General features: G+C 60.5%; 20 protein-coding genes. 13 read left to right on the top strand and 7 right to left on the bottom strand.

Going from position 1 to position 20,193, the window contains the following annotated elements:
- The first annotated feature begins 26 nt into the window (after positions 1–26).
- From OU419_RS15925 to OU419_RS15935, 3 genes are all read left to right on the top strand, one after another.
- The gene (locus tag OU419_RS15925) at positions 27–392 is read left to right on the top strand and encodes a DUF3509 domain-containing protein (protein ID WP_254473849.1); all 366 of its coding nucleotides are present in this window, start codon (positions 27–29) and stop codon (positions 390–392) included.
- 149 nt (positions 393–541) lie between these two features.
- A complete protein-coding gene (locus tag OU419_RS15930) occupies positions 542–1,033 on the top strand; it encodes a GNAT family N-acetyltransferase (RefSeq protein WP_254473847.1) in 492 nt (163 codons plus the stop codon).
- 719 nt (positions 1,034–1,752) lie between these two features.
- On the top strand, positions 1,753–2,067 hold the full coding sequence (locus OU419_RS15935; RefSeq protein ID WP_254473845.1) for a hypothetical protein: 315 nt from the start codon (positions 1,753–1,755) through the stop codon (positions 2,065–2,067).
- A gap of 163 nt (positions 2,068–2,230) precedes the next feature.
- Here the strand turns inward: OU419_RS15935 and OU419_RS15940 are convergent, their stop codons facing one another.
- Positions 2,231–3,118: a fatty acid desaturase gene (locus tag OU419_RS15940; RefSeq protein WP_254473843.1), complete on the bottom strand. Its 888-nt coding sequence runs from the start codon at positions 3,116–3,118 to the stop codon at positions 2,231–2,233.
- Between the two features lie 1,199 nt (positions 3,119–4,317).
- Here OU419_RS15940 and OU419_RS15950 point away from each other — a divergent pair.
- From OU419_RS15950 to OU419_RS15975, 6 genes are all read left to right on the top strand, one after another.
- Complete coding sequence (locus OU419_RS15950) at positions 4,318–5,520, top strand: tyrosine-type recombinase/integrase (protein ID WP_041105695.1); 1,203 nt, start codon at positions 4,318–4,320, stop codon at positions 5,518–5,520.
- Between the two features lie 139 nt (positions 5,521–5,659).
- Positions 5,660–6,043: a type II toxin-antitoxin system RelE/ParE family toxin gene (locus OU419_RS15955; RefSeq protein ID WP_031656720.1), complete on the top strand. Its 384-nt coding sequence runs from the start codon at positions 5,660–5,662 to the stop codon at positions 6,041–6,043.
- Positions 6,027–6,329, top strand: a complete 303-nt coding sequence (locus tag OU419_RS15960; RefSeq protein WP_031656719.1) for a helix-turn-helix domain-containing protein — start codon at positions 6,027–6,029, stop codon at positions 6,327–6,329. Before OU419_RS15955 ends, OU419_RS15960 begins: the two co-directional genes overlap by 17 nt.
- A gap of 22 nt (positions 6,330–6,351) precedes the next feature.
- Complete coding sequence (locus OU419_RS15965) at positions 6,352–7,170, top strand: TIGR02391 family protein (protein WP_041105696.1); 819 nt, start codon at positions 6,352–6,354, stop codon at positions 7,168–7,170.
- Between the two features lie 13 nt (positions 7,171–7,183).
- Positions 7,184–8,467, top strand: a complete 1,284-nt coding sequence (locus OU419_RS15970; protein ID WP_062832675.1) for a hypothetical protein — start codon at positions 7,184–7,186, stop codon at positions 8,465–8,467.
- A gap of 7 nt (positions 8,468–8,474) precedes the next feature.
- Entirely contained in the window at positions 8,475–9,182 is a 708-nt protein-coding gene (locus OU419_RS15975; RefSeq protein WP_062832676.1) for a hypothetical protein, read from the top strand.
- 47 nt (positions 9,183–9,229) lie between these two features.
- On the opposite strand, the gene OU419_RS15980 is transcribed toward OU419_RS15975, so the two are convergent.
- The 5 genes from OU419_RS15980 to OU419_RS16000 form a co-directional block, all read right to left on the bottom strand.
- Complete coding sequence (locus tag OU419_RS15980) at positions 9,230–10,198, bottom strand: HNH endonuclease (RefSeq protein WP_254473841.1); 969 nt, start codon at positions 10,196–10,198, stop codon at positions 9,230–9,232.
- Between the two features lie 60 nt (positions 10,199–10,258).
- Entirely contained in the window at positions 10,259–11,818 is a 1,560-nt protein-coding gene (locus OU419_RS15985; RefSeq protein ID WP_121259423.1) for an LA2681 family HEPN domain-containing protein, read from the bottom strand.
- 39 nt (positions 11,819–11,857) lie between these two features.
- Complete coding sequence (locus tag OU419_RS15990) at positions 11,858–12,862, bottom strand: DUF4917 family protein (RefSeq protein WP_121259421.1); 1,005 nt, start codon at positions 12,860–12,862, stop codon at positions 11,858–11,860.
- 33 nt (positions 12,863–12,895) lie between these two features.
- The gene (locus OU419_RS15995; RefSeq protein WP_228846171.1) at positions 12,896–13,678 is read right to left on the bottom strand and encodes a hypothetical protein; all 783 of its coding nucleotides are present in this window, start codon (positions 13,676–13,678) and stop codon (positions 12,896–12,898) included.
- A gap of 102 nt (positions 13,679–13,780) precedes the next feature.
- Complete coding sequence (locus OU419_RS16000; protein WP_062832679.1) at positions 13,781–13,975, bottom strand: type II toxin-antitoxin system RelB/DinJ family antitoxin; 195 nt, start codon at positions 13,973–13,975, stop codon at positions 13,781–13,783.
- A 393-nt stretch (positions 13,976–14,368) separates the two neighbouring features.
- Here OU419_RS16000 and radC point away from each other — a divergent pair, with 393 nt between their 5' ends.
- Positions 14,369–14,875: a RadC family protein gene (radC, locus tag OU419_RS16005; protein ID WP_254473839.1), complete on the top strand. Its 507-nt coding sequence runs from the start codon at positions 14,369–14,371 to the stop codon at positions 14,873–14,875.
- Positions 14,876–15,156: 281 nt separating this feature from the next.
- Complete coding sequence (locus tag OU419_RS16010) at positions 15,157–15,507, top strand: DUF2958 domain-containing protein (RefSeq protein ID WP_254473837.1); 351 nt, start codon at positions 15,157–15,159, stop codon at positions 15,505–15,507.
- Between the two features lie 26 nt (positions 15,508–15,533).
- Here OU419_RS16010 and OU419_RS16015 read toward each other — a convergent pair whose 3' ends face one another.
- The gene (locus OU419_RS16015; RefSeq protein WP_254473835.1) at positions 15,534–16,637 is read right to left on the bottom strand and encodes a hypothetical protein; all 1,104 of its coding nucleotides are present in this window, start codon (positions 16,635–16,637) and stop codon (positions 15,534–15,536) included.
- Positions 16,638–17,202: 565 nt separating this feature from the next.
- On the opposite strand from OU419_RS16015, the gene OU419_RS16020 reads away from it, so the two are divergent.
- A complete protein-coding gene (locus tag OU419_RS16020) occupies positions 17,203–18,027 on the top strand; it encodes a DUF932 domain-containing protein (RefSeq protein ID WP_013721781.1) in 825 nt (274 codons plus the stop codon).
- Between the two features lie 78 nt (positions 18,028–18,105).
- Positions 18,106–20,157 carry a ParB/RepB/Spo0J family partition protein gene (locus OU419_RS16025; RefSeq protein WP_254473833.1) on the top strand — a complete coding sequence of 684 codons (2,052 nt, stop codon included), beginning with the start codon at positions 18,106–18,108 and terminating at the stop codon, positions 20,155–20,157.
- The last annotated feature ends 36 nt before the right edge of the window (positions 20,158–20,193 follow it).

Raw genomic sequence — 20,193 nt, forward strand, 5'->3', positions numbered from 1 at the left:
CACTACTCACCGCCGAGGATGCCTCCATGAAAATCGAACGACTTCCCGCCGCTCAATACCTCCGCCGCCAATTCCCGGAGTACGAGGTGGGGTTCAGTTCGCGGCCAGACGGCAACCTGATCATGACTCTGAGCAACCCAGCCGGTGAACAGATGACATGCCGAGTCATCCGCCCCCAGGAACAGTACGACGCTCGGATGCTGGAGAACCTAATCAATCGAATTCGCAGAGATCTTGCCACCGAATACGGCCCGCTACAGGAAACGGACGCTGACCACTTCAAGGATGCTGTGCAGCTACAGAACTTCCATGAGTCGTCCGAACCGCTGCGCAAGCGCCGCATCGTGCGCGCAGGCTTGAAGCTGCAGGCGCAGGCTCAACTGAGCGCCTGAGACGAATCGACAGCCGCCGACCAGAGAGCTTGCAGCGTTAGGCGATTTCTAGTCGGCGGCGGCACAATCCGGTAACAGTTGCCCCCTGCTGGAAGGCTCAATCCACGGCATGATTGAACCGACACGAAGAACCAGCCCAAGGAACCAGCATGGACGCAACAGCTCCGACTCGTGGCGCGCAGATCACTTTCCGCCGCATTTCCGCCCTCACCGTCTGCGAAGTCTGCGAACTTAGCGAAACACTCTCGCACGCCCAGCGCGGCATGGTCGCTGACAACGGCACCTCAATTGCCGAGGCGCACTTCTCCGAGAACGCCTGGTTTCGCGCCATTTATGCAGACGAAGCGCTAGTGGGTTTCATCATGCTGCATATCGGCGCGGACTGGGACGACGGCATCGATTGTCCCGGCCACTACCTGTGGCGCTTCATGATCGCCGGGCCGTACCAGGGCATGGGGTTCGGCAAGCAGGCGATTGAACAACTTGTCCATGACCTAAAAGGTCAAGGTGTTAGTGAGCTATACACGAGCTACGGTCTGGGCGACGGTAGCCCCCAGCGCTTCTACAACCGCCTGGGCTTTGTTCTTACCGGCGACCATTACGGAGACGAAGTCGAGGCGGTCCTAGTCTTCGACCAATAGAGCCAGCCTGGGCGAATATTCGCTTTCTTCCTGGCGTAAAAAAACCGTCCGAAGACGGTTTTTTCAGCAAGACATTACTCGAAGCTGGTCGGGATATTTGGTACTTCCGCAACGCGCCCATCCTGCATCTTAAACGAGACAGCCCGACTGGACCCGGTCAACCCGTTCGCGTGGCTCCACACCCACATCTGCCCATCCCCACGCGAAACGACGGAGTAAGGCGGCCCCATGATCGCCACGACCTCCGCCTCAGTCATTCCTACCGAAACCCTCCGAGCCTGATCGTAAGAAAATTCAGTGCCAGCACATCCGGAGAGCATCGCGACAATCGCGAGCTGAGCTGCAAGAACTTTAAACATGGGCATCCCTTCCAGTCATAGACCGGGCGGAATCTATCACGTCGCGGTAGCCGAAACCCAGTATCGAGCCACCTGGGAATTACGAGTCGATATTCGAGCGGGGGAAAAGGCAACAAGGTCTTCACCCGCACAATCAGAGCTCAGCCCTGCACCTGCCCCCTCAGGCAACTTACGCAGACTAGGGAGTCTCGTTGCCGGCCTTGTGCCAACAACACCAAGAAGATGCGTGCAAAAGCCGTGAGCCAGATAGTCGAAGCGAAACTTGATTGGGCCCATATTGCTCCCCCACGAAGTGAGCAAAAGGCCGGTACAGGCTCCATACTCATAGCAAGCACGCAACCGCAGGCTTAGTGAGGGCGCATGAAGAAGCTCACAGCGTTGCTCCTGCTCATGACTCTTGCCGCTAGCGTCCAGGCATCTGACTTCTGCACTGGTATCGGTTTGTTTGCCCGTGCCGGCGCAATGTACAGAGACCAGGGAAAGACCGAACAGCAGGCAATATCGGCCCTTCATGATGGCAGCGCCAAACTCGACACAGATACTCAGGTCGTAGTCAGGTACTTCGTCCGCTTCGGCTACCACGGCGATCAAACACCCGATCAGGCGTTCGCTAGCGCAGAAGAGAAATGCCGGCAATACGAAGAATCCAGCGAACGCAGAAACGCGATGAATTAGTAATCGCCTCAGCGACGTGCGCCAGTTCCTCCGCAGCCCAGCTTGCTGATCGCTCTCTTCTTGCCGCCGCTCCTGGGGTTTGTGTAGAGCCCAAGCCTCAGGGGCGACGCAAAGGCACGCCCAATGAGCCCCATTTTGAATGAAGCCCGGAGGTATTGGGGAGCTAAGGGCGATTCACATCCATCAGCCTGCGCCCCAGCGGACTGACCAATAGCGGCCTCTGAGCAAGATGGAAACCTTCGCGGGCCTTCCAGATGCGCCGGTAGCGGTAGAAGGGGGCGAGCGGATAGAGGTGATGCACCAAGTGGTAGTTCTGCGACAGCAACAGCGGCGTAAGCAACCACTCCAGACCAAGTCGGTTGCTCGACGCCTGGTAGGGGTTCTCACTCTGGGTAGCGAGATACGGTGAATGCGGCCAGTAGTCGAAGGCCAGAGCAAGAAAGGTGATGGTGATACGCGAAGGGATAAACCAGAACAACAACAACTGCCGGCCGTACCCCAGGTCGATCAGGATGCCCAGGGTCAGTAAGGCGAACAGCGCGGTCGCCAAAGTGTCGATGATTTCGCTGCGCGGGCGATCACCCATGCGCCTGACGTACCAGACGTAGTAGTTGACATCGAGTGTTGCCCAGCGCAACGGCAGCGCCCAGTTCGGTCCACTACCGCACCACTTGTCCGGATCGTTCACAGGCTGGTTGGCGAAACGGTGATGCTGCATATGAATGAAGCGGAACGCGCGGTATACCGGCAAAAACGAGAAGGTCAGGAGGGCGATACGCCCAATCAGGTCGTTGAACCAACGATGGCGGCTCAAGGCATTGTGCGAGGCATCGTGTATCACCGTGAAGAACCAGAATACCGCCAAGGCGTTGAGCAGGATGGCTAACGGTGCAGGTAACCAGCCCTGGCTGCCGCCCCAGAAACCGCAGACATAAGCGCTGACAGCCATGACGAACAAAAGCAGGGTTGGCCAAGCCACCTTGGGCGGCGCTATTAGACGGCGGAAATCCTCAGGCAGCGATTCCGAACGAACGTTTTGGGTAGTCGGCATGGGCGGGTCTCCTGTTGTTCTTGTTGGCCCGCTTCCTACCTTGTACAGCCACCCTCCAGGTCGCTTGATCCATATCAATTACAGCGGCAAGCTCGATATGCGCCCAACCAAAAGAAAGGGAACGCACCGTCTATAAGCCAAACTCAATCCTGACGATGCCAGCGCAGTGGGCCGCCAACTAACTCATGCAACCAACGACGCAGACCTGGACCAGCCCCATGTCATTGCGCCACTACGCAGCAGCAAGTGGATTCAAGCTCGCAATAAAGCCCGGCGGGCGAACGAAGAGTCTTGTGCGCTGAAAGGAGCAGCTCTCTCTTCAGCGACGCCATAGATGAGCTCATGCAGAGCCAGTTCTTCAGTGTCGGTGAGCGAGCGAGCAAGGCTGCGCTCAGTTTCCACGCGTAGCTCTCGAAGTTTAATGATCCTGATCATTGCATGTACCGCAGATGTGTGCGGCGCAAATTTTATCCGCCGTCCGCAGCGCGGCCATCCAACTCAGGTCGCATTTCCGCGACTCCCTTGCCTTAGAGCGACGAGCGGCTTCGAGAAAGCGGACCACATCCAACAGCCAGTGCCGGCTCGATGAGGTACTAAGGGCAACACCGAGAGCGGGCGACACATCTGCATAGAGGATTCTCTATACAAGGCTGTCTATGACGTGACAGAGATCCGGCTTCGCGACGCAAGGGGGCGTTTCGACGCTGCCGTGGAGGCTGCTGGAGTCGAGAAGTCAGCCTTGCAGCTCCGTGACTTTCGAGCGAAGGCTGGTACCGGCAAAGCGGAATCGAGCAGCGAAGTTCGGCAGGCTCGTGACCAACTCGGTCATGTCGGGGAGATCAGACGGAAAGTACATTCGCGCCAGGAAGGACAAGTGAGAAGCTTACTCGATAGGAAATGCGGAAAAATCTTCAGATTGCGGAAATTATTGAGCCCACAATAAAATTCGTAAACCATGGATTTGGAGGTGGTGCCCGGAGCCGGGATCGAACCGGCACGCCCTTACGGACGAGAGATTTTAAGCCAGAGCATGGCATCCGCACCGGGCTAACGATGGACTTGGATGAGGCTTGCTGTAGCAGGTTTTCCCCGAGGCCAGTGCCTTCCATCATATCCCGGTGCGCGATGCAAACCGCTCCGGTTCCCCTCCGCCTGGCTCCTAGCCGGCCCCTGGAATCGGGGCCTTTCAGGAGCACCTCATGGCGAAGATCAAACTCACCAAGTCCGTCGTTGACACGGCGCAGGCGCAAACCTGCGATGTGGAACTCCGGGATACGCTCGTTCCGGGCTTCTTGTGCAAGATAACACCAACGGGCCGCAAGGTCTTCATGGTTCAATACCGCACGAACTCCGGCGTGCGGCGCAAGCCGGCACTCGGCCAGTTCGGCGAGCTGACGGTCGAACAGGCCCGGTCGCTGGCCCAAGACTGGCTGGCCGAAGTCCGGCGCGGGGGCGATCCCGGACTCGACAAGGCCGAAGCCCGCAAGGCGCCGACGGTCAAGGAACTGTGCGGCCGGTTCATGGATGACCACTCCAAACTGCACAACAAGCCCAGCACCCAGGCCGGCTACCAGTACCAGATCGACAACTTCGTCATCCCAGCCTTCGGCAGCAAGAAGGTTCACGAGGTCACGCGCCACGACATCACCGCGCTGATGAAGCGCATGGAGAGGTCCCCCACGCAGGCAAACCGCGTACTGTCGCTCGTCCGCAAGATGTTCAACCTGGCCGAACTGTGGGGCTACCGGCCCGATGGCTCCAATCCTTGCCGTCACGTACCCAAGTACCCGGAGAAAGGTTCGACCCGCCTTATCACCGACGAGCAGATGGTCAGCCTGTTCGCCTACTTGGACAAAGCCGAAGCCGAGGGCCTGGAACATCCCATCTATCTGCTGGCCGTCCGGCTGCAATTCGAGTTCGCGGCCCGCATGTCGGAAATCCTGCTGTTGCAGTGGAATTGGCTCGACTTGCCCAACGGCCGGGTTGTCTGGCCGGACAGCAAAACGGGCGATATGTCCAAGCCGTTGAGCGAGGAAGCCCGCCGGTTGCTGACGAATGCACCTCGCTACGGCAATTCGCCCTACGTATGCCCGGCCATCCTCGACCATGACAAGCCGCTCGGCCCCCATTCCTACTATCAGGCGTGGCGCCGAATCCTTGATCGCGCCGGCGTGCCGAAGGTTGGCACCCACGGCATCCGCCACCGCTCAGCGACCGACATTGCCAATTCCGGCATCCCCGTCAAGGTCGGCATGGCGCTAACCGCGCACAAGACCGTGGCGATGTTCATGCGCTACGTCCACACCGAGGACGACCCGGTGCGTAAGGCAGCCGAGTTGGTAGCCAGCCGGCGCAAGTCGGTCGTCGGCACGCGGCAAGAACCCAAAGAGGTGACCGCATGATCGGTGACCAGTGCCTCGGCATGTCGGCCCTGATTGCCGTGTCGCCGTTACGCCAATCGGCTCAGCAGCCCTCCCCGCCCGCGCATCGCACTGGGGGCTGGAAAAGTATGCCCGTTACGGGTATAGTTTTGGGGTCAAGATGACCCGCGTCCTCAAGCGGAAGGACTTTGCACGGTGGCAGGCGGGCGAAAAGCTGCCTGATGCTGCCTTGTGCAAGGCGGTTCAGGAGATGGAAAGCGGTCTGATTGACGCGGACTTGGGCGGCTTCCTCTACAAGAAGCGGGTTGCCCGATCCGGCGGCGGCAAGAGCGGCGGCTACCGCACCCTGCTGTCGGCCCGGATCGGCAGCCGCTACGTATTCCTGCATGGGTTCCCCAAGAGCGACAAGGCGAATATCACGCAGGACGAGAAGAAGGCGCTGCAATTCGCCGGTAAGGTGTTCCTGGAACTGTCCGCCGAGGCTTTGTCGAAGGCGTTGCACTCGGGCGTGTTATTGGAGGTGCATTGTGAGCAAGATCATTGAATCCCTGCGTGGCGACCTGGCTGCGCTCCACGAAGCGGGAGCGATCAGCAAGGTGACAATGCGCGAGTTCGACGCGATCTGCCCGCCCCCGGTGCGGGAGTTCAGTGCTGCCGACATCAAGCGCCTGCGCGAAGCCTTGAAGTTCAGCCAGCCGGTGTTCGCCCTTCATTTGCACACGTCGGCCTCGACCGTGCGCAAGTGGGAGCAAGGCGAAACACATCCCACGGGGCCAGCGCTCAAACTGCTCAACGTCATCGCCGACAAGGGCTTGCAGGCCATCATCTGATGCCTGGTTAGGGAGACAGGCATTGGCGACGCGAATCGACCCTTTCAGCTCACAGCATCTTGAAGCCGCCTGCCGCGTCCTTGCCGATACCGAACGCGGCCTAAGCGGCACGCAGATCGAGCGCCTGCTGCAAGAAATCGGGATTGCCGACACGTCGCCCGGCATGACCAAGTGGAAGCGATTGTTCAATGCGCTGGCCGGCGCACAGAACCAGCACCAGGTCGGCAACCATCTCATCATGTTCATCAATCGCGCGATGAACCCGGTGAACTATGCCCGCGATCCCGCGACGTTCTCCTGGCGGCGCGACGAACTCAATGTCGTCCTTGCCTTCTCCGGCTTCTACGTGCGCGACGACGGCAAGGTCGGGCACGCGGACAAGGCCACGACGCTCGATGCCGCGCGCGCCCGTGCGGGACGACTCAAGGCTGCGCTGGAAAGCCGCGTCGTCCATGCGGAGGTGCTGAACTACTGCCGCGCCGAACTGCTGGACGAAAACTACTTCCATGCCGTGTTCGAGGCAACGAAAGGCGTTGCGGAGAGGGTTCGCCTGCTGTCGGGCCTGAACGGCGATGGTGCGGACTTGGTGAACAAGGCATTCGCAGGCCAGCTGCCCGTCCTCACCTTGGGACCGCTCACCACCGAGTCCGAAAAGAGCGAGCAGAAAGGCTTTGCCAATCTTCTGATCGGCCTGTTCGGCGCCGTGCGCAATCCGCTGGCCCATGCGCCCAAGACGAACTGGCCGATGTCCGAACAGGACGCACTGGACATCCTGACGCTGGTATCGCTGATTCACCGCAAGCTGGATGGCGCGACGAAAGTTGCTGCCGTATCGCCGTAAGGGAAAGACAAGAATGGACGAGGCGCTCGTTGTCTTCTCTCGGAAAGGGGTTTTTCAGACCACGATCGCCGCGCGTGATGTTCGTAGCCGGGAACATGCGCGAAAGCTGTGGCCTCTAGTATCTCCCGGCGCATCACGGCAGATGGTGACATGGGTCAGCCCCTCTTTTGAAAGCGGAAAGCTGCGTCGGCGATCCCATTTCCGGGTGCTTCCTACTCAGCACACCTTCAACCCCAAAGCGCACTTCGACGATGAAGAAGCCAGTCGGTGGCGCGCCGTGCAGGAAAGTCCCGAACACCGGCGGGCGAAAGAACTTGTCGCGGCCGAACTTTCTCGACGCTTGGATGCTGGACTTGCGATGCCGTGGGCGTTCAAGGATGCGGATGCGTCGGACTATCCGCTGGAAGGTAACTTGTTGCTCGGCGCCGACCAGGTGGCAACCGAGCATCCCCTGGAGACGCCGTTCGGCAGCAAATTCCGGCTCGACGTTGCGGTGCTCGGCCCGCCGGTTAAAGCCGAGCCGATGGTGCTGGGCGGCGTTGAAATCGAGCTTGGCCACGCCTTCGACGGGCGCAAGGCGCTGATCGGGAAGTCGCTCGGGTTTCCGCTGATCTCCGTCGACATCACCGAGATGACGCTGGACGAGCTCACGCCCGAGTGGGCGCAGCAGGTATTGACCGCGACCACGCGAAGCCACGAGCAGGGACGCCGGCAGACCTACATCTATCTCCACGACCTGCTGTACCCCCTCTACGCGCAATTGCCGGTGTTTCTGGACGATGAACAGCGCCATCAGTTCCTCGTGTTTGCCGACGATGAGACCTTGAACAAGCTGGTGGGTTGGATGAACCTGCTCGCCGAAAAGCTGGAGTACCCGAAGGGTACGGTTGCCGTTGCCCTGGTCAATGGCAAGAACGAACAGTCGCGCAAGATGCTGGAACGCGCGGGACAGGTCGTTGGCCCCGACTGGAGGGAGTTCAACAGCCAGCGATGCCTGCGGCTGACCCTGCCGCGCCCCAAAGGCCCGGCGGATCTCCAAGCGCATCGCTTCCACATGACGATGGCGCGCATCCTGCTGTCGCACACTGATGCGCTCGTTGGCTACAAGTATTGCAATGGCGTGGACAACAACCACCCCGAAGAAGACGTGTGGGTTGCACATCGCTGGATTGCCGACCTGAAAACCCACAGTCAGCACCGCGTGTTGCCGAAGCGGTTGGCCGAGCCAATCAACAGGCTAATCGCGATTGTCTCGGACTTGCATCGCAATCTCGGGGCAGCCACTCACGGAGCGTAGCCATCCGATGTCGGAAATTATCCTACAAGCAGGCACTCTAGCCGAACTCAGGACCAAGCTTGCCGAGCTAGACATTGATGTGCCTGCGCGCTCGGAGGGGCGTCGGAATCATCACGCGGAACGCTATTGCATCGCGCACTTGCTTGCGACACTGCCGGCTGAACGGCTTTCGTTTCCTCTGACCCTTGTCCATTCCGACAAACCAGACTTCGTGCTGACGATGTCGGGCACTGAGGTCGGAATCGAGCATACCGAAGCGGTACCGGAGAACGTCGCCCGAGCCAATTTTCTGCGCGAGAAAGGCTTGGGGCCCGACGTTTACTTCACGCCTCATGCCACGCCCGGGGAACCTCGAAAAACGGCCGATGAACTTCGTCATGAAATCAGGGCGGACAACCCTGGCTCCGGCTGGTGCGGTGATTCACCGGAGCGTGAGTGGGCCGCCGCGATGGCGCACTACGTCGAGGAGAAAATGCCGAAGGCAACAGCAGACGGCTTCGTTCGGTATCCGGCCAACTGGCTGATCATCTATGACAACTGGCCGTTGCCGGCTATCGACTACGCCAAGGCGGCGAAGTATTTGGCTCCGCTTCTGACGGAAATGGACGCCTTCTCTGTGTTCGATACGATTTTTGTCCATGATGACTCGCATATGGGCGAATTCCGCCATGCTCCTGTCATCTATTCACTTGTTAAGCCGGGCTCAAATCGTTAAAGCGCGTCCCGGTGCTCTGCTGTCGGGCGCGCTGGCGATGCCTGAACCTAGTCTTTCGAGGTCGTGTTCGATCCCGTCTTGTGAACGGCAAGGTCGTACCCTACTTGAACCGGGATAACCTCTCCCTTGACAACTTCGCGACCAGTCAAGTCCAGCACTTGAACCCTGGTTGGCCCGTATCGCGCTGGGTCAGGCGAGTCCGGTGTCGGAAAAGGAAGAATCGAAATTGGCTGGCCGTTTAAGGTGAGGTCGTGCTGTTCGGAAGGTAATTGCACTTGGAATACTTCGTTTCCATAGCCAAGCACCAAGAACATGTAGGGGTAGTTCGTTACGTGTGACTTTCGTCGCAAGAGAAATGCCGCGATTAAGTCGTTCGGCATTGGCCCTGGCTGAAATGAACGAATGACCGGACACTGATCGGCAAATCGGCGAATGTGATCAGTTGACCTCACCCAGCTCATCAAGTGTGGGAAGTTTCCGATTTCTTCGTCGGGGAGCAGCGTCAGGCCGATCTTCATGAACGCCTTGAGCACAGCAACCGGCGTATAGGGATCGCGCTTGAGCTGAAAGGTGATTCGCCGGTTCACCTCGTCAATCTGGTACAGCGGATCATCCTCATACGAGGTGATACTGAAGCCCGCAGCGCCATGCTCGATTCTCCAGCCTTTCCCGTCGCCGCCTTTCTTCAACGTCGGAACGCCGCTCTTTCCACGAATACGCGCGAAGGTGCGTGTCGGCTTCGACCAGTTGCCTAGATCGTTCTCGATGCCACGCCCGAACCCTTCATTGCAGTCGTCGCACTCATACGCGCTTTCAATGCTTTTATTGCCGAGGGCTTCCGGTATCGCGTGTGCGACCTTGCGGAAGGTCACTTCGGGCGACTTCCTGCTACAAAATCGACAGACGCGATTTTGCTTGTCGCCGAGAACCACCTTATCGCCTGGGCGCAGGAACCACTGACGCAGTATGTCGTAGTGCGTGTCGTAGAAGGCGATATTGGCTTCGAGAGAGGTCATGAGTTCCAATTTTAGGTATTCATAGATTTTCGAGGCGTCTCGGCTTTTCTCCGCCTGACCCTAAGTTTCGTGGTCGCGACCACGAACCCAGTCGTAGTCGGGAACGAGCAGTGATCCAACAAGGCCGCCTGTCCGCTGCGGCAAACCTTGTTCGTGCTGTGAAATCGAAAGCGCAAGCATTTGGATGGCCGACCTGGCAACACGCAAGGCGCGCAACACCTCTTGAGTAAACGGCTCCCGTCGATGATGCTCAATTTCAGGTGCTTGCCTGCTTTCTGCTGGGTCGCCAAGGTCATGCAGCACCACGAATCGATGTGTGCCCGCGTTGCGGAGGTCCTTTTGGGACCGCAAGATTCCCGCACTGCTGTCGTAGTCCTCGGCAAGTTCAACAAGGCCATATAGGGCACTGGCGCCCCCACGAATCGCCTGTTCCACCTTTTCGTTGAGTGGGCGCACGCCAGTTGTCTTATCGGGGCTTCCTCGCCACAGCTTGCCGAAGTAGACCTTATCTGGTGGCAGCCCAAACTCGAAGTAGTGGTTTGCCGTGACAGCGATCTTGTCGAGCAGGTCGAGAGCCGTCCGGTGCGCCAAGATGAGCGCCGATGCATCTGGGCCATAGGTGGCATAGTCAAGCGTGTCCCCAAATCGACCTGTCGCGGGCCACACGTTTTCATCTATAGCCCGCCATAGCAAATCACGCGCGAGGATGAAGTCGCTCTTCAGCATGTTGAACATGGCGAACACAGGCGGAGGCATCCCAGCAGCACCGTGCTCTCGCTCCAGAATTCCGGGAAGCATGAGCCAGTCCAGCTTGCCCATGGTGGGGTCAATGAGTTCCACGACTGGCGCGAGCGCCAATCGTTCGCGTTCGACCCAATGGAGGAACGGATCTTTATGTGGGGATCGTGGCGGCGGATCACCCAATTCGCATGCGAACGCCGCGATCTGTGCCGCGGCCTGTGCGCCGGCATATTGGATGACTCGATCCCTATGCCGATCCGCAATCTTAGCCAGCATGATCGCCTCGATGCGCGTAAGTTCTGAGCAGCCACCGCGCTCATAGAGCCAAAGCAGATTGCGGGCTGCGGAACTTGCAGCAACTCCGTTCTCCGGATCAATCTCTAGCGCGGCAAGCCATCCATCTTGGGCTTCGCCAAGCCGATAGCTGCCACTGAATTGGTTGGCGAGGTTCGTCCAAGCTTGAGTTCGCAGCGTTGAATCGGCATCCACATCCTGAGCGACCTTCCAGAAGCATCGTCGTGCTTCTGCGCGACGCTCTCTAGTTGACTCCTGATGACTCAACCAATTTGCATTACGAGGTGGGACACCTGTCGCGGCGACCAGCCCATTGGCCAAGTTATAGGTGACGTCAGCAACTGGAAACGAACTGTGAAGTTCACGAAACAGGGCGAGTCCTTCTTCAATCGCATCCTGCTGCTGAGTCAACGCGCCACCATCGACCAGAATCGCTGCGCGTAGCCCCATCATGTTGAATCGCTCATCCGTACCAGGATCGAGATTGATCTCTCGGGCCTGTTTCACTGCTTCGGCGGGATCGCTGTTCAACAAGGCATTCAGATGAGCGGACCGCTTATAGAACCTGTCTAGCATCGATGACATAAAGGGACTCCGCTGCGCGCCATATGGCGGACGTGGTTCCTAGTGGGGTGGGTGAATCCAGCAACCGGGGCTTTCGCTGTCGAAGAACTCCACTTCGACATGCGCTCCCAATACATCATGGATCATCTGGAAGACCCGGTTGCAGTACGCCTGATCGCCTCGGAATACTGACACCGCCACGCGATTGATTCCCGTATCCTTCATGCGCTGCAGGAGATGAATGTCTTGCTCGGCGAAGCCCCAGCCGTAAACCACCAGCGTGTCCCGCTGCGACTTCAGAACCTCTCTGTACACGGTGGAGAGGTAGTAGCTGTTATGGATGGAAGAGACTTTCTGAGGCCACGTTCCCTCGCTCACAAACAAAGGCACGACCTCTCCGTTTTGCCAGCGTTGAAGAACGGCCTCCAGCAGACCATCCTGAAGGTTGTGGATCTTGCGCTCTTGCTCGACCAAGTTTCGGCACAACACCAGACTGCCATGTGCATAAAACACAAGCGAGGTTGAACGATCCCCTCGGATCGGTTGCCTGAATCGCTGCCAGTCATCGTCGAAGGCGCCACCTCCTACAAAGCAGTCCTTGAAAGCATGCTGGTCGTCGATGTCCAACCCGTAGGTCATGGCCCAGTACACCACCAAGTCGTAGTTGAGCGAAATGACTGTTTTGAATCGCTTCAGGAACTGATAGATATTCGGCAGGTGGGCGCTTACCGCACCGTGCTCCGGGTGAATGTCGCGGACGGTTTGGATGAGGCAATCTCGGAGACTGGCATAAGCAGCATGCGTTCGTTGATCCGGTATCTGCAGCGACCGATTGACGTTCGATGCCTGCCAGACGATCCGAAGAACCAACTCGAAATCATTGGTCTGGAAGAACTCGAACAGGCGTTGAGCGTCCTCTGGGAGCAGATGCTGGTCGGCGGCATGCTGGAGCAGTGATGCGTAGGAGAAGCTTGGGTTGACGGAAATGCTGGCGCCGTTGCCGAGCAGGACCGTGCATCCGTAGTTTTCGGAGATGGCCTCCCATGGAGCGATCTCAAACGGCATGTATTGTCCCTTGTGTGTCCAAGTCGGTAGCGTTCACGACCGGTGGTCCTGTGCGAGATGATTTTTGAGAAGGAACCAGCACATGTTGAGCGCGAAGGAGCGGCCAAGCCGCGTCATCTGATCTTCCGGGATGCCCACCGGACGGTGAGCGCCAGGGCTCAGAAAACCGAATACACCAGCGAGTCCTCTTTCCTCTTCGGTTGTGATCTCGCCACTGATGCGCAGGAACGAAAGCACCTCGCCCCACTTCGAGGTGTTGTAGGTCGCATGGTCTGGCGAGCGCGAAGCAACGTCGGCAGCCACATCACCTGCCAATGTCTCCAGCGCCACGCGGACATTCACGAGCGAAGCGTTGTAGTCGGGCGGCGTCGCCCGGAACGCGCTGGCTGAATCGTTGATCTTGGCGATGATCTCCTGGGCACGAGGAGCCCCCGAGTTCTGCAAGGCGCCGATCAGGTCATCCTCCAAGGGGGCGGCGTCGGCAATCGATGGGTCGGTCTGGATCAACCTCTCGTCCTGGATGATGTAGCCGTCCAGTAGTAGGCATTGCGTCAGATCGCGCACCCGCTCGTCAAACCGGTACTTCGGATTGACTCTCGACCGCAGATCGCCTTGGGTCACCACTACCTCGGCGAGCACCTGCATGATGGTGTGGTCATCGAGCCCGCGAAGTGTGTTCAGCAGTTCGTACAGTAGTTGTCCTCGGGAGAGCGAAAGGTGCTGTACGCCGTACTTGCCCAGGAGCACGATGGAAATCATAGGCTCCTGCAACTCTAGGAATTGTGCGAGCGAATAGCGGGTTCTTTGTCCGATCATGCTTCTTGCTTTCCGCGGATTTCAGAGGAGTACGGTCTTTTCGCCGTACTTGCCGATGGCTCTAAGGAGCCTTGATGTTGTTGGAGTTGTTCAGGCAGAAGCTCATGGTTTCGTGATTTCGGGCTGGACTTGCACACGATTGATATCGAAAGGAAGTGCTTTATCGGCGGCAATGCGCGTGAGTAGCACCCGAATGGCATCCGAAACGGACAAGCCCATTCCTGCCAACACGTTCGTGGCCTCCTCTTTGATATGCCGGTCAATCCGGGCGCGAACGACATCACTGCTGCTTGCCATCACATGCCTCAAGCTGGTTGTAGCTACATTGTGCTCCGTTTGGGCTTCGGTGTCGTTGGCTCTTTGTCATAGGCGCCCCGGCGTTCCGCCGTCGGACTCGCGGGCTGCGCCCCGCGCTTCGTGCCGAATCGCGGCCATTCGGCTTTGACCCCTGACGCCTCCGGCCCTCGCGGGCCTGCGCGCTCCGCTTGCCCCCAAAACCGGGTGTGTGCAGTGAGCGGGTGTGGGCGGTCTTGCTGTTCCCTTCACCGTATCACGGCGTTCTCGCCGTCAAGGGCGGCGCGCGCCATGCGCGCTTGCGTCCTGGCGGCCGTCTGCGACCCCTGACTGCTTGCGCTGCGCCGTGCTGGCGCCGGTTCCGGGCAATTCCGCCCGAGCAACCGGAGCACGATCATGTCGCAACTGACCCTCACTCTCGACACCCCGCTGATGGTGCGCGATGGCCGTGGGCGCTATCGGCTGGCGGACGCCGACCAGATTCTGGAAGCCGCGCGCCAGGTCATCGAACAGAAGATGCAGCGCGGCGAGGCGTTCACTTCGCCGGAGGCGGTGAAGGACTACCTGCGCGCCAAGCTGGCCGGCTTCGAGCACGAAGTCTTCGCGGTGTTGTTCCTCGACACGCGCCATCGGCTGATCGACTACGTGGAGATGTTCGACGGCACGATCGACGCCGCCGACGTGCATCCGCGCGAGGTAGTGAAGCAGGCGCTGCGGCTCAATGCGGCGGCGGTCATCGTTTCGCACAACCATCCGAGCGGAAACTCCGAGCCGAGCGCGGCCGACAAGGCGATGACCTCGCAGCTTCGGCAGGCGCTGGCGCTGGTGGACATTCGCACGCTGGATCACGTCATCGTTGCGGGGACTCGCACCACGTCATTCGCCGAACGCGGCCTGCTTTGACCATTGGGGGCTTCGGCCCCCTTTTTGCTGCGCCCGGCGGCGCGACTCCGGCCCTCGCGGGCCTGCGCGTGCTGCGCACTTGCCGAAAACCGGGGTGCGTGGAGGTGCGAGGGAGGCGGTCTTGCTGTTCCCTTCATCGTGCCACGGCGTTCTCGCCGTCAAGGGCTGCGCGCCGATGGCGCTTGCGTCCTGGCGGCCGTCGTTGACCCCTGACTGCTTGCGCTGCGCCGTGCCCCGGAAGGGTCGGGCAATTCCGCCCGGCTTCCTTTCAGGAGTTCACCATGAACAACGCACTCATCACCGACGAGCAGCGCATCGTGTTGCTGGCCAACGGCCGCGAATCCTTGGAGAACCCGGACTTCGATCCGGCCCCCGTGGTCAAGCTGTTCACGCCGGACGCCGGCGCAACCTGGCTGCTGACCGAGATTGGTCCTGATGACCACGACCACGCCTTTGGTCTTTGCGACCTGGGCCTGGGGATGCCGGAAATCGGCTGGGTCAGCCTGGGCGAGCTGGCGACGGTGCGCGGCGGGCTGGGCCTGCCGATCGAGCGCGACCTGTCTTTCCGCGCTGAGAAGCGGTTGAGCGCCTATGCGCGCGATGCGCGGCATGCCGGGCGGATCATCGTGTGAGCCGCAGGGGGCTTCGGCCCCTTCTTCTAAGACGCCTGTTCTTCGAGATATCGGGCCATTTCCTCGAAGCCGCTCACCACTGTGCAATCCGAGAACTTGTCCAGAGCGATCCTCTTGTCGGACAAGAGGTTCGCGAATTTTCTGTCCGTGAACAGTGCGTGGGCAACAGGGAGGGCGGATGCCGCTATCAGGAAGTCGTTGGGGTCTCCATTCTTGTATCGACGGTTCGGGTCAAATCGCATCAAGCCATATAGTGAGCTGAGGATGCGCATCGTCGGCAATGCGCGCGAGGAGGGTTCCTGCTTCCAGTGATTCATTGCGTTCAAGGCATCCAGGGTGATCTCCTGATGATTGGGCTCTACCCCTTCGTTGATGAACCATGCTTCGATGCCGCCCTTCAGCTCCAAGAAGATGCCCGTGTTGAGATTCACGACTTCGGATTGATGCTGTGCTTTTCCATAGTTTAGGTCGGTAATGCCGCGCGAGTTGTCCCATTTCTCTCCCGGTGCGTTGCCGGCAACCTCCAGTTGAATGGAAAACGGAAGCTCGTACAGAGCATCAAAGAAGGACTTGTTGAATGTGACTTCGTCCACCTGTGCCTTGACGAATTCTGGCAGCGAGATGGCTGGTATTCCCATCATTTCGACAGGGCTGCACAAGAAGTCTTCCAACCCCTCGGTTCTACCCACCATGTTTGTCCGCAGCATCTGCAACTCGGAGCCGATCCGGTCATGGAAGGAGGTGATGCAGAGTCCTCGGGAAAGTTTGTCAACCAGTTTCTTGAGCGCTTCTCGGGTGGCCGGATCGACCATCGAGTCCAACTCCAAGTAGGTGGGAACGCCGATGGGAAATGCGAAGCGCCCTGTTTGCACGGCCCGATCAATGCTTGCACCAAATTCCTTCATCGCCGCCGTCAGGGTGGTCTTGTTCTGCCGGTAGTCCGCCACGCATTTCCAAGCAAGCGTGTCGAGACAGATCAGCTTGAACGAACTCGCGTGGACGGCCTTTTCCCTGCGCCGCTGCTTGACGTGGTCATGGAAGCTGATTTCGGGATGCTCTCGATGCACCTTGATGTACTGGCTCAACCGAGTAGCGGATGCCCTGATTGCTGATTCGAGAAGTGGCGACATGGATGGTCGAATTCGTCCTGCTGTTGGAGCCGGCGGACTTCCACCTGGCGCATTGACCCGAAATGGTAAATAGGGGAAACCTGCGCGTCTCCGCTTCGCGGATCGCGCTGCTCCAGGTTCGCTATTCGCTCATCCCTGACGGGACTGGCGTTCGCCAGCCTTCCACATCGCTGACGCCTCCGGCCCGGATTCCTAGATCCGGGCCTGCGCGCTTCGCTTGCCGTGCGGTCGGCGTGTTGAGGGGCCGTTGCCATGTCCAGCCGTCTCCCCTGACTTCATCACCTTGTCCGCGACTGTAGCCCGCGGCCGTGTGCCGTCAAGGCGCGCAGGGCCGTGTCCTCGGCTGCGCCTGCGGGCCGCACCCACCCTGCGCTTGCCTCCTTGACGGCCCCCGTTCGCGCGCTCCTGACCGTCGCGGGCGATGAACTCAGGAAAGACGGTGGCAACAGGGCCAACCGGGTTCCTCGTGCCGACCGCACCGAACAGCCGAAAGGCTGGGCTTCCGAATCTAGGAATCCGGTATGCGGTGAACAGCAAACCTTTTTTCTTTGTCAGGAGAAATGCTATGCAAATCGCATCCCGCTTCGCTTCCCGTTCCCCGGTGCTGCGTTCGGAACGTCCCTTGTCGGATGACCAAATCCGGGCCGTGGCCCCGTCCATCTTCGCGGAGGCACCGCACGAAAGCCGCTCCGAGCGGTACAGCTACATCCCCACCGCAACCGTGCTGCAAGAACTGCGCGGGGAAGGCTTCGAGCCCTTCATGGTGACGCAAACCCGCGTGCGCCACGACGACCGCCGCGACTACACCAAGCACATGATCCGGCTGCGCCATGCCAGCCAGATCAACGGACGCGAGGCCAACGAAATCATCCTGCTGAACTCCCATGACGGCACCAGCAGCTATCAGATGCTGGCCGGGATGTTTCGCTTCGTTTGCAGCAATGGCCTTGTCTGCGGCGACACCGTGGCCGACGTGCGCGTGCCGCACAAGGGCGACGTAGCAGCCCACGTCATCGAAGGCGCTTACGAAGTCCTGCACGGCTTCGACCGGGCGCAGGAATCGCGCGATGCCATGCGCGCCATCACGCTGGACGCCGGGGAATCGGAAGTGTTCGCCCGTGCTGCGCTGGCGTTGAAGTACGACGAGGACAAGCCCGCGCCCATCACGGAATCGCAAATCCTGATGCCGCGCCGCCACGACGACGACCGCCGCGACCTGTGGAGCGTGTTCAACCGCACGCAGGAGAACTTGACCAAAGGCGGCCTGTCCGCCCGCGCAGCGAATGGCCGCCGCCAGACCACCCGGCCCGTGCAGGGCATCGACCAAAGCGTGCGCCTGAATCGCGCCCTGTGGCTGCTGGCCGATGGCCTGCGCCAGTTGAAAGCCTGAATCCCCACGCGGCAGGGGCAGGCAGCAGCCCTTGCCGCTTCTCTCGCTGCTGCATCCCAACCGCTAGGAGAAATCACCATGAACGCCGTACTCAAAACCGAAGCCGTCGCCATCGAAGCCGCCTCACCGCTGGAAGTGGCCGACCCGGCCAAGAACCTGATCTTGGTTCCGTTGTCGCAACTGTTGCCGCGCCGCTCCAAGCGCAACGTCCGCACGACCCCGCGCCAGTCCATCCCCGAACTGGCCGCGAGCATTGCCCGCATCGGCCTGCTGCAAAACCTGATCGTCATCCTTTCCGCCGATGGCGAGGCTTACGAGGTGGTGGCAGGCGACCGCCGCCTGACCGCCTTGAAGCTGCTGGCGAAGAAGAAGCGCATCCCTACCGACTACGAAGTGCCGTGCCTGCTGGTGGCCGATGCGTCCGCCCGTACCGTCAGCCTCGCGGAGAACGTGCAGCGCGAGAACATGCACCCCGCCGACCAGTTCGCGGCCTTCGCCGCGCTGGTCAAGGAAGGCCGACCCATCGAGGACATAGCCGCCGACTTCGGCGTGTCCCCGCTGGTGGTGCAGCGCCGCTTGAAGCTGGCGAACGTCTCGCCGCGCCTCATGGCCGACTACCGGGCCGGTGGCGTGACGCTGGAACAGTTGATGGCCTTGACCATCACCGATGACCACGCCGCGCAGGAAGCGGCGTTCTATGGTGCGCCGGAATGGCAGCGCAGCCCGTCCAAGCTGCGCGAGCGCCTGACCGAGCGCGAAATCGACGCCACGCACGCACTGGTGCGCTTCGTCGGGCTGGACGCCTACCAGCAGGCAGGCGGCGGCATCCGCCGCGACCTGTTCGCGGAAGGCGATGCCGGAACCTACCTCACCGATACCGCAGTGCTGGAAACGCTGGTGCGCGACAAGCTGGCAACGCTGGCCGAGGACGTGCGCGCCGAGGGCTGGGCATGGGTGGAGGCCGTACCGCATCTGGCCTACGAGGAACGGCAGGCGTTCCAGAACGCCCCGCGCCACCGCCGCGAGCCGACCACCCGCGAGGCCCGCCGCATCGCCTCGCTGGAAAACCGCCTCGAAAAGATCGACGCCGAACTGGAAGAAGCTTGCGACGCCGAGGACGAGGCCAAGGCCGAGAAGCTGGAACAGCGTCGCGATCAGGTGGTCGGCGAACTGCAAGACGCGGAGGACGCCTTGCACGGCTATGCCCCCGATGTGCGCGAGGTGGCCGGTGCCATCGTCACCATCGACCGCAACGGCGAGGCCGTCATTCATCGCGGCCTGCTGCGCGAAGCCGAGGCGAAGGCGCTGCGCACGCTGGAAAAGCTGCGGCGCGGTTTCGGCAGCACCGAAGGCGAAGCCGCCAACGACGAGCACGAGGACGCCGACGACGCGCCCAAGGCCGCGAGCCTGTCCGACCGGCTGGCGCAGTGGTTGAGCGCCCATCGCACGGCGGCGCTGCAAATCGAAGTCGCACGGCATCCGCACGTCGCGCTGGCCGCGCTGGTGCATGGCATGGTGCAGACCGTCTTGCAGGAAAGCCACTACGGCCACGACCTGCCGCTCGGCGTGAGCCTGAAAGTGCAAGACCGACTGGAAGGCATGGCCCCGGACTGGCCGGAATCGCCCGCCGCCGTGGCGCTGCGCGAACTGCAACAGGTCGCCGGTGAAGCCTTGCCGGAGGACAACGCCGAACTATTCGCCGCGCTGCTGGCGAAGCCGCAAGACGAACTGGTGCGGCTGCTGGCCGTGTGCGTGGCTTCCACGGTGGACGTGGTGACGCCTCGCGCCACGCCGCACCAGCCCGGCGCGGAACTGGCGCAGGCCGTGGGCCTCGACATGGCTGCATGGTGGAAGCCGACCGCAGAAGGCTACTTCAAGCACGTTTCCAAGGCCGCGATCCTGCAAGCCGTGGGCGAGTACGCGCCGGAGCAGGTTTCCCGGCTGGCGAAGTTGAAGAAGGCCGACATTGCCAGCGAAGCCGAGCGGCTGGCCGATGGTACGGGCTGGATGCCCGCCATCTTCAAGGGCGCTGGCCCGCAGGATGCCGTGCAGGAGGCAGGCCCGGAGCAGGACGCCCCGGAGGATGCCGAAGCAATGGCGGATGAGTCCGCCGAGGCGCTGGCCGCTTGACCCGCGCCGAAGGCAAGCGCCCCGGCCTCGACCGGG

The sequence above is a fragment of the Pseudomonas triclosanedens genome, assembly GCF_026686735.1.
In the GTDB taxonomy this organism is placed as follows: domain Bacteria; phylum Pseudomonadota; class Gammaproteobacteria; order Pseudomonadales; family Pseudomonadaceae; genus Pseudomonas; species Pseudomonas triclosanedens.

Excerpts from the sequence above, each read along its gene's own strand:
- OU419_RS15925 (WP_254473849.1), top strand. The coding sequence starts at position 27 with ATGAAAATCGAACGACTTCCCGCCGCTCAATACCTCCGCCGCCAATTC.
- OU419_RS15930 (WP_254473847.1), top strand. The coding sequence starts at position 542 with ATGGACGCAACAGCTCCGACTCGTGGCGCGCAGATCACTTTCCGCCGC.
- OU419_RS15935 (WP_254473845.1), top strand. The coding sequence starts at position 1,753 with ATGAAGAAGCTCACAGCGTTGCTCCTGCTCATGACTCTTGCCGCTAGC.
- OU419_RS15940 (WP_254473843.1), bottom strand. The coding sequence starts at position 3,118 with ATGCCGACTACCCAAAACGTTCGTTCGGAATCGCTGCCTGAGGATTTC.
- OU419_RS15950 (WP_041105695.1), top strand. The coding sequence starts at position 4,318 with ATGGCGAAGATCAAACTCACCAAGTCCGTCGTTGACACGGCGCAGGCG.
- OU419_RS15955 (WP_031656720.1), top strand. The coding sequence starts at position 5,660 with ATGACCCGCGTCCTCAAGCGGAAGGACTTTGCACGGTGGCAGGCGGGC.
- OU419_RS15970 (WP_062832675.1), top strand. The coding sequence starts at position 7,184 with ATGGACGAGGCGCTCGTTGTCTTCTCTCGGAAAGGGGTTTTTCAGACC.
- OU419_RS15975 (WP_062832676.1), top strand. The coding sequence starts at position 8,475 with ATGTCGGAAATTATCCTACAAGCAGGCACTCTAGCCGAACTCAGGACC.
- OU419_RS15980 (WP_254473841.1), bottom strand. The coding sequence starts at position 10,198 with ATGACCTCTCTCGAAGCCAATATCGCCTTCTACGACACGCACTACGAC.
- OU419_RS15985 (WP_121259423.1), bottom strand. The coding sequence starts at position 11,818 with ATGTCATCGATGCTAGACAGGTTCTATAAGCGGTCCGCTCATCTGAAT.
- OU419_RS15990 (WP_121259421.1), bottom strand. The coding sequence starts at position 12,862 with ATGCCGTTTGAGATCGCTCCATGGGAGGCCATCTCCGAAAACTACGGA.
- OU419_RS15995 (WP_228846171.1), bottom strand. The coding sequence starts at position 13,678 with ATGATCGGACAAAGAACCCGCTATTCGCTCGCACAATTCCTAGAGTTG.
- OU419_RS16000 (WP_062832679.1), bottom strand. The coding sequence starts at position 13,975 with ATGGCAAGCAGCAGTGATGTCGTTCGCGCCCGGATTGACCGGCATATC.
- radC (WP_254473839.1), top strand. The coding sequence starts at position 14,369 with ATGTCGCAACTGACCCTCACTCTCGACACCCCGCTGATGGTGCGCGAT.
- OU419_RS16010 (WP_254473837.1), top strand. The coding sequence starts at position 15,157 with ATGAACAACGCACTCATCACCGACGAGCAGCGCATCGTGTTGCTGGCC.
- OU419_RS16015 (WP_254473835.1), bottom strand. The coding sequence starts at position 16,637 with ATGTCGCCACTTCTCGAATCAGCAATCAGGGCATCCGCTACTCGGTTG.
- OU419_RS16020 (WP_013721781.1), top strand. The coding sequence starts at position 17,203 with ATGCAAATCGCATCCCGCTTCGCTTCCCGTTCCCCGGTGCTGCGTTCG.
- OU419_RS16025 (WP_254473833.1), top strand. The coding sequence starts at position 18,106 with ATGAACGCCGTACTCAAAACCGAAGCCGTCGCCATCGAAGCCGCCTCA.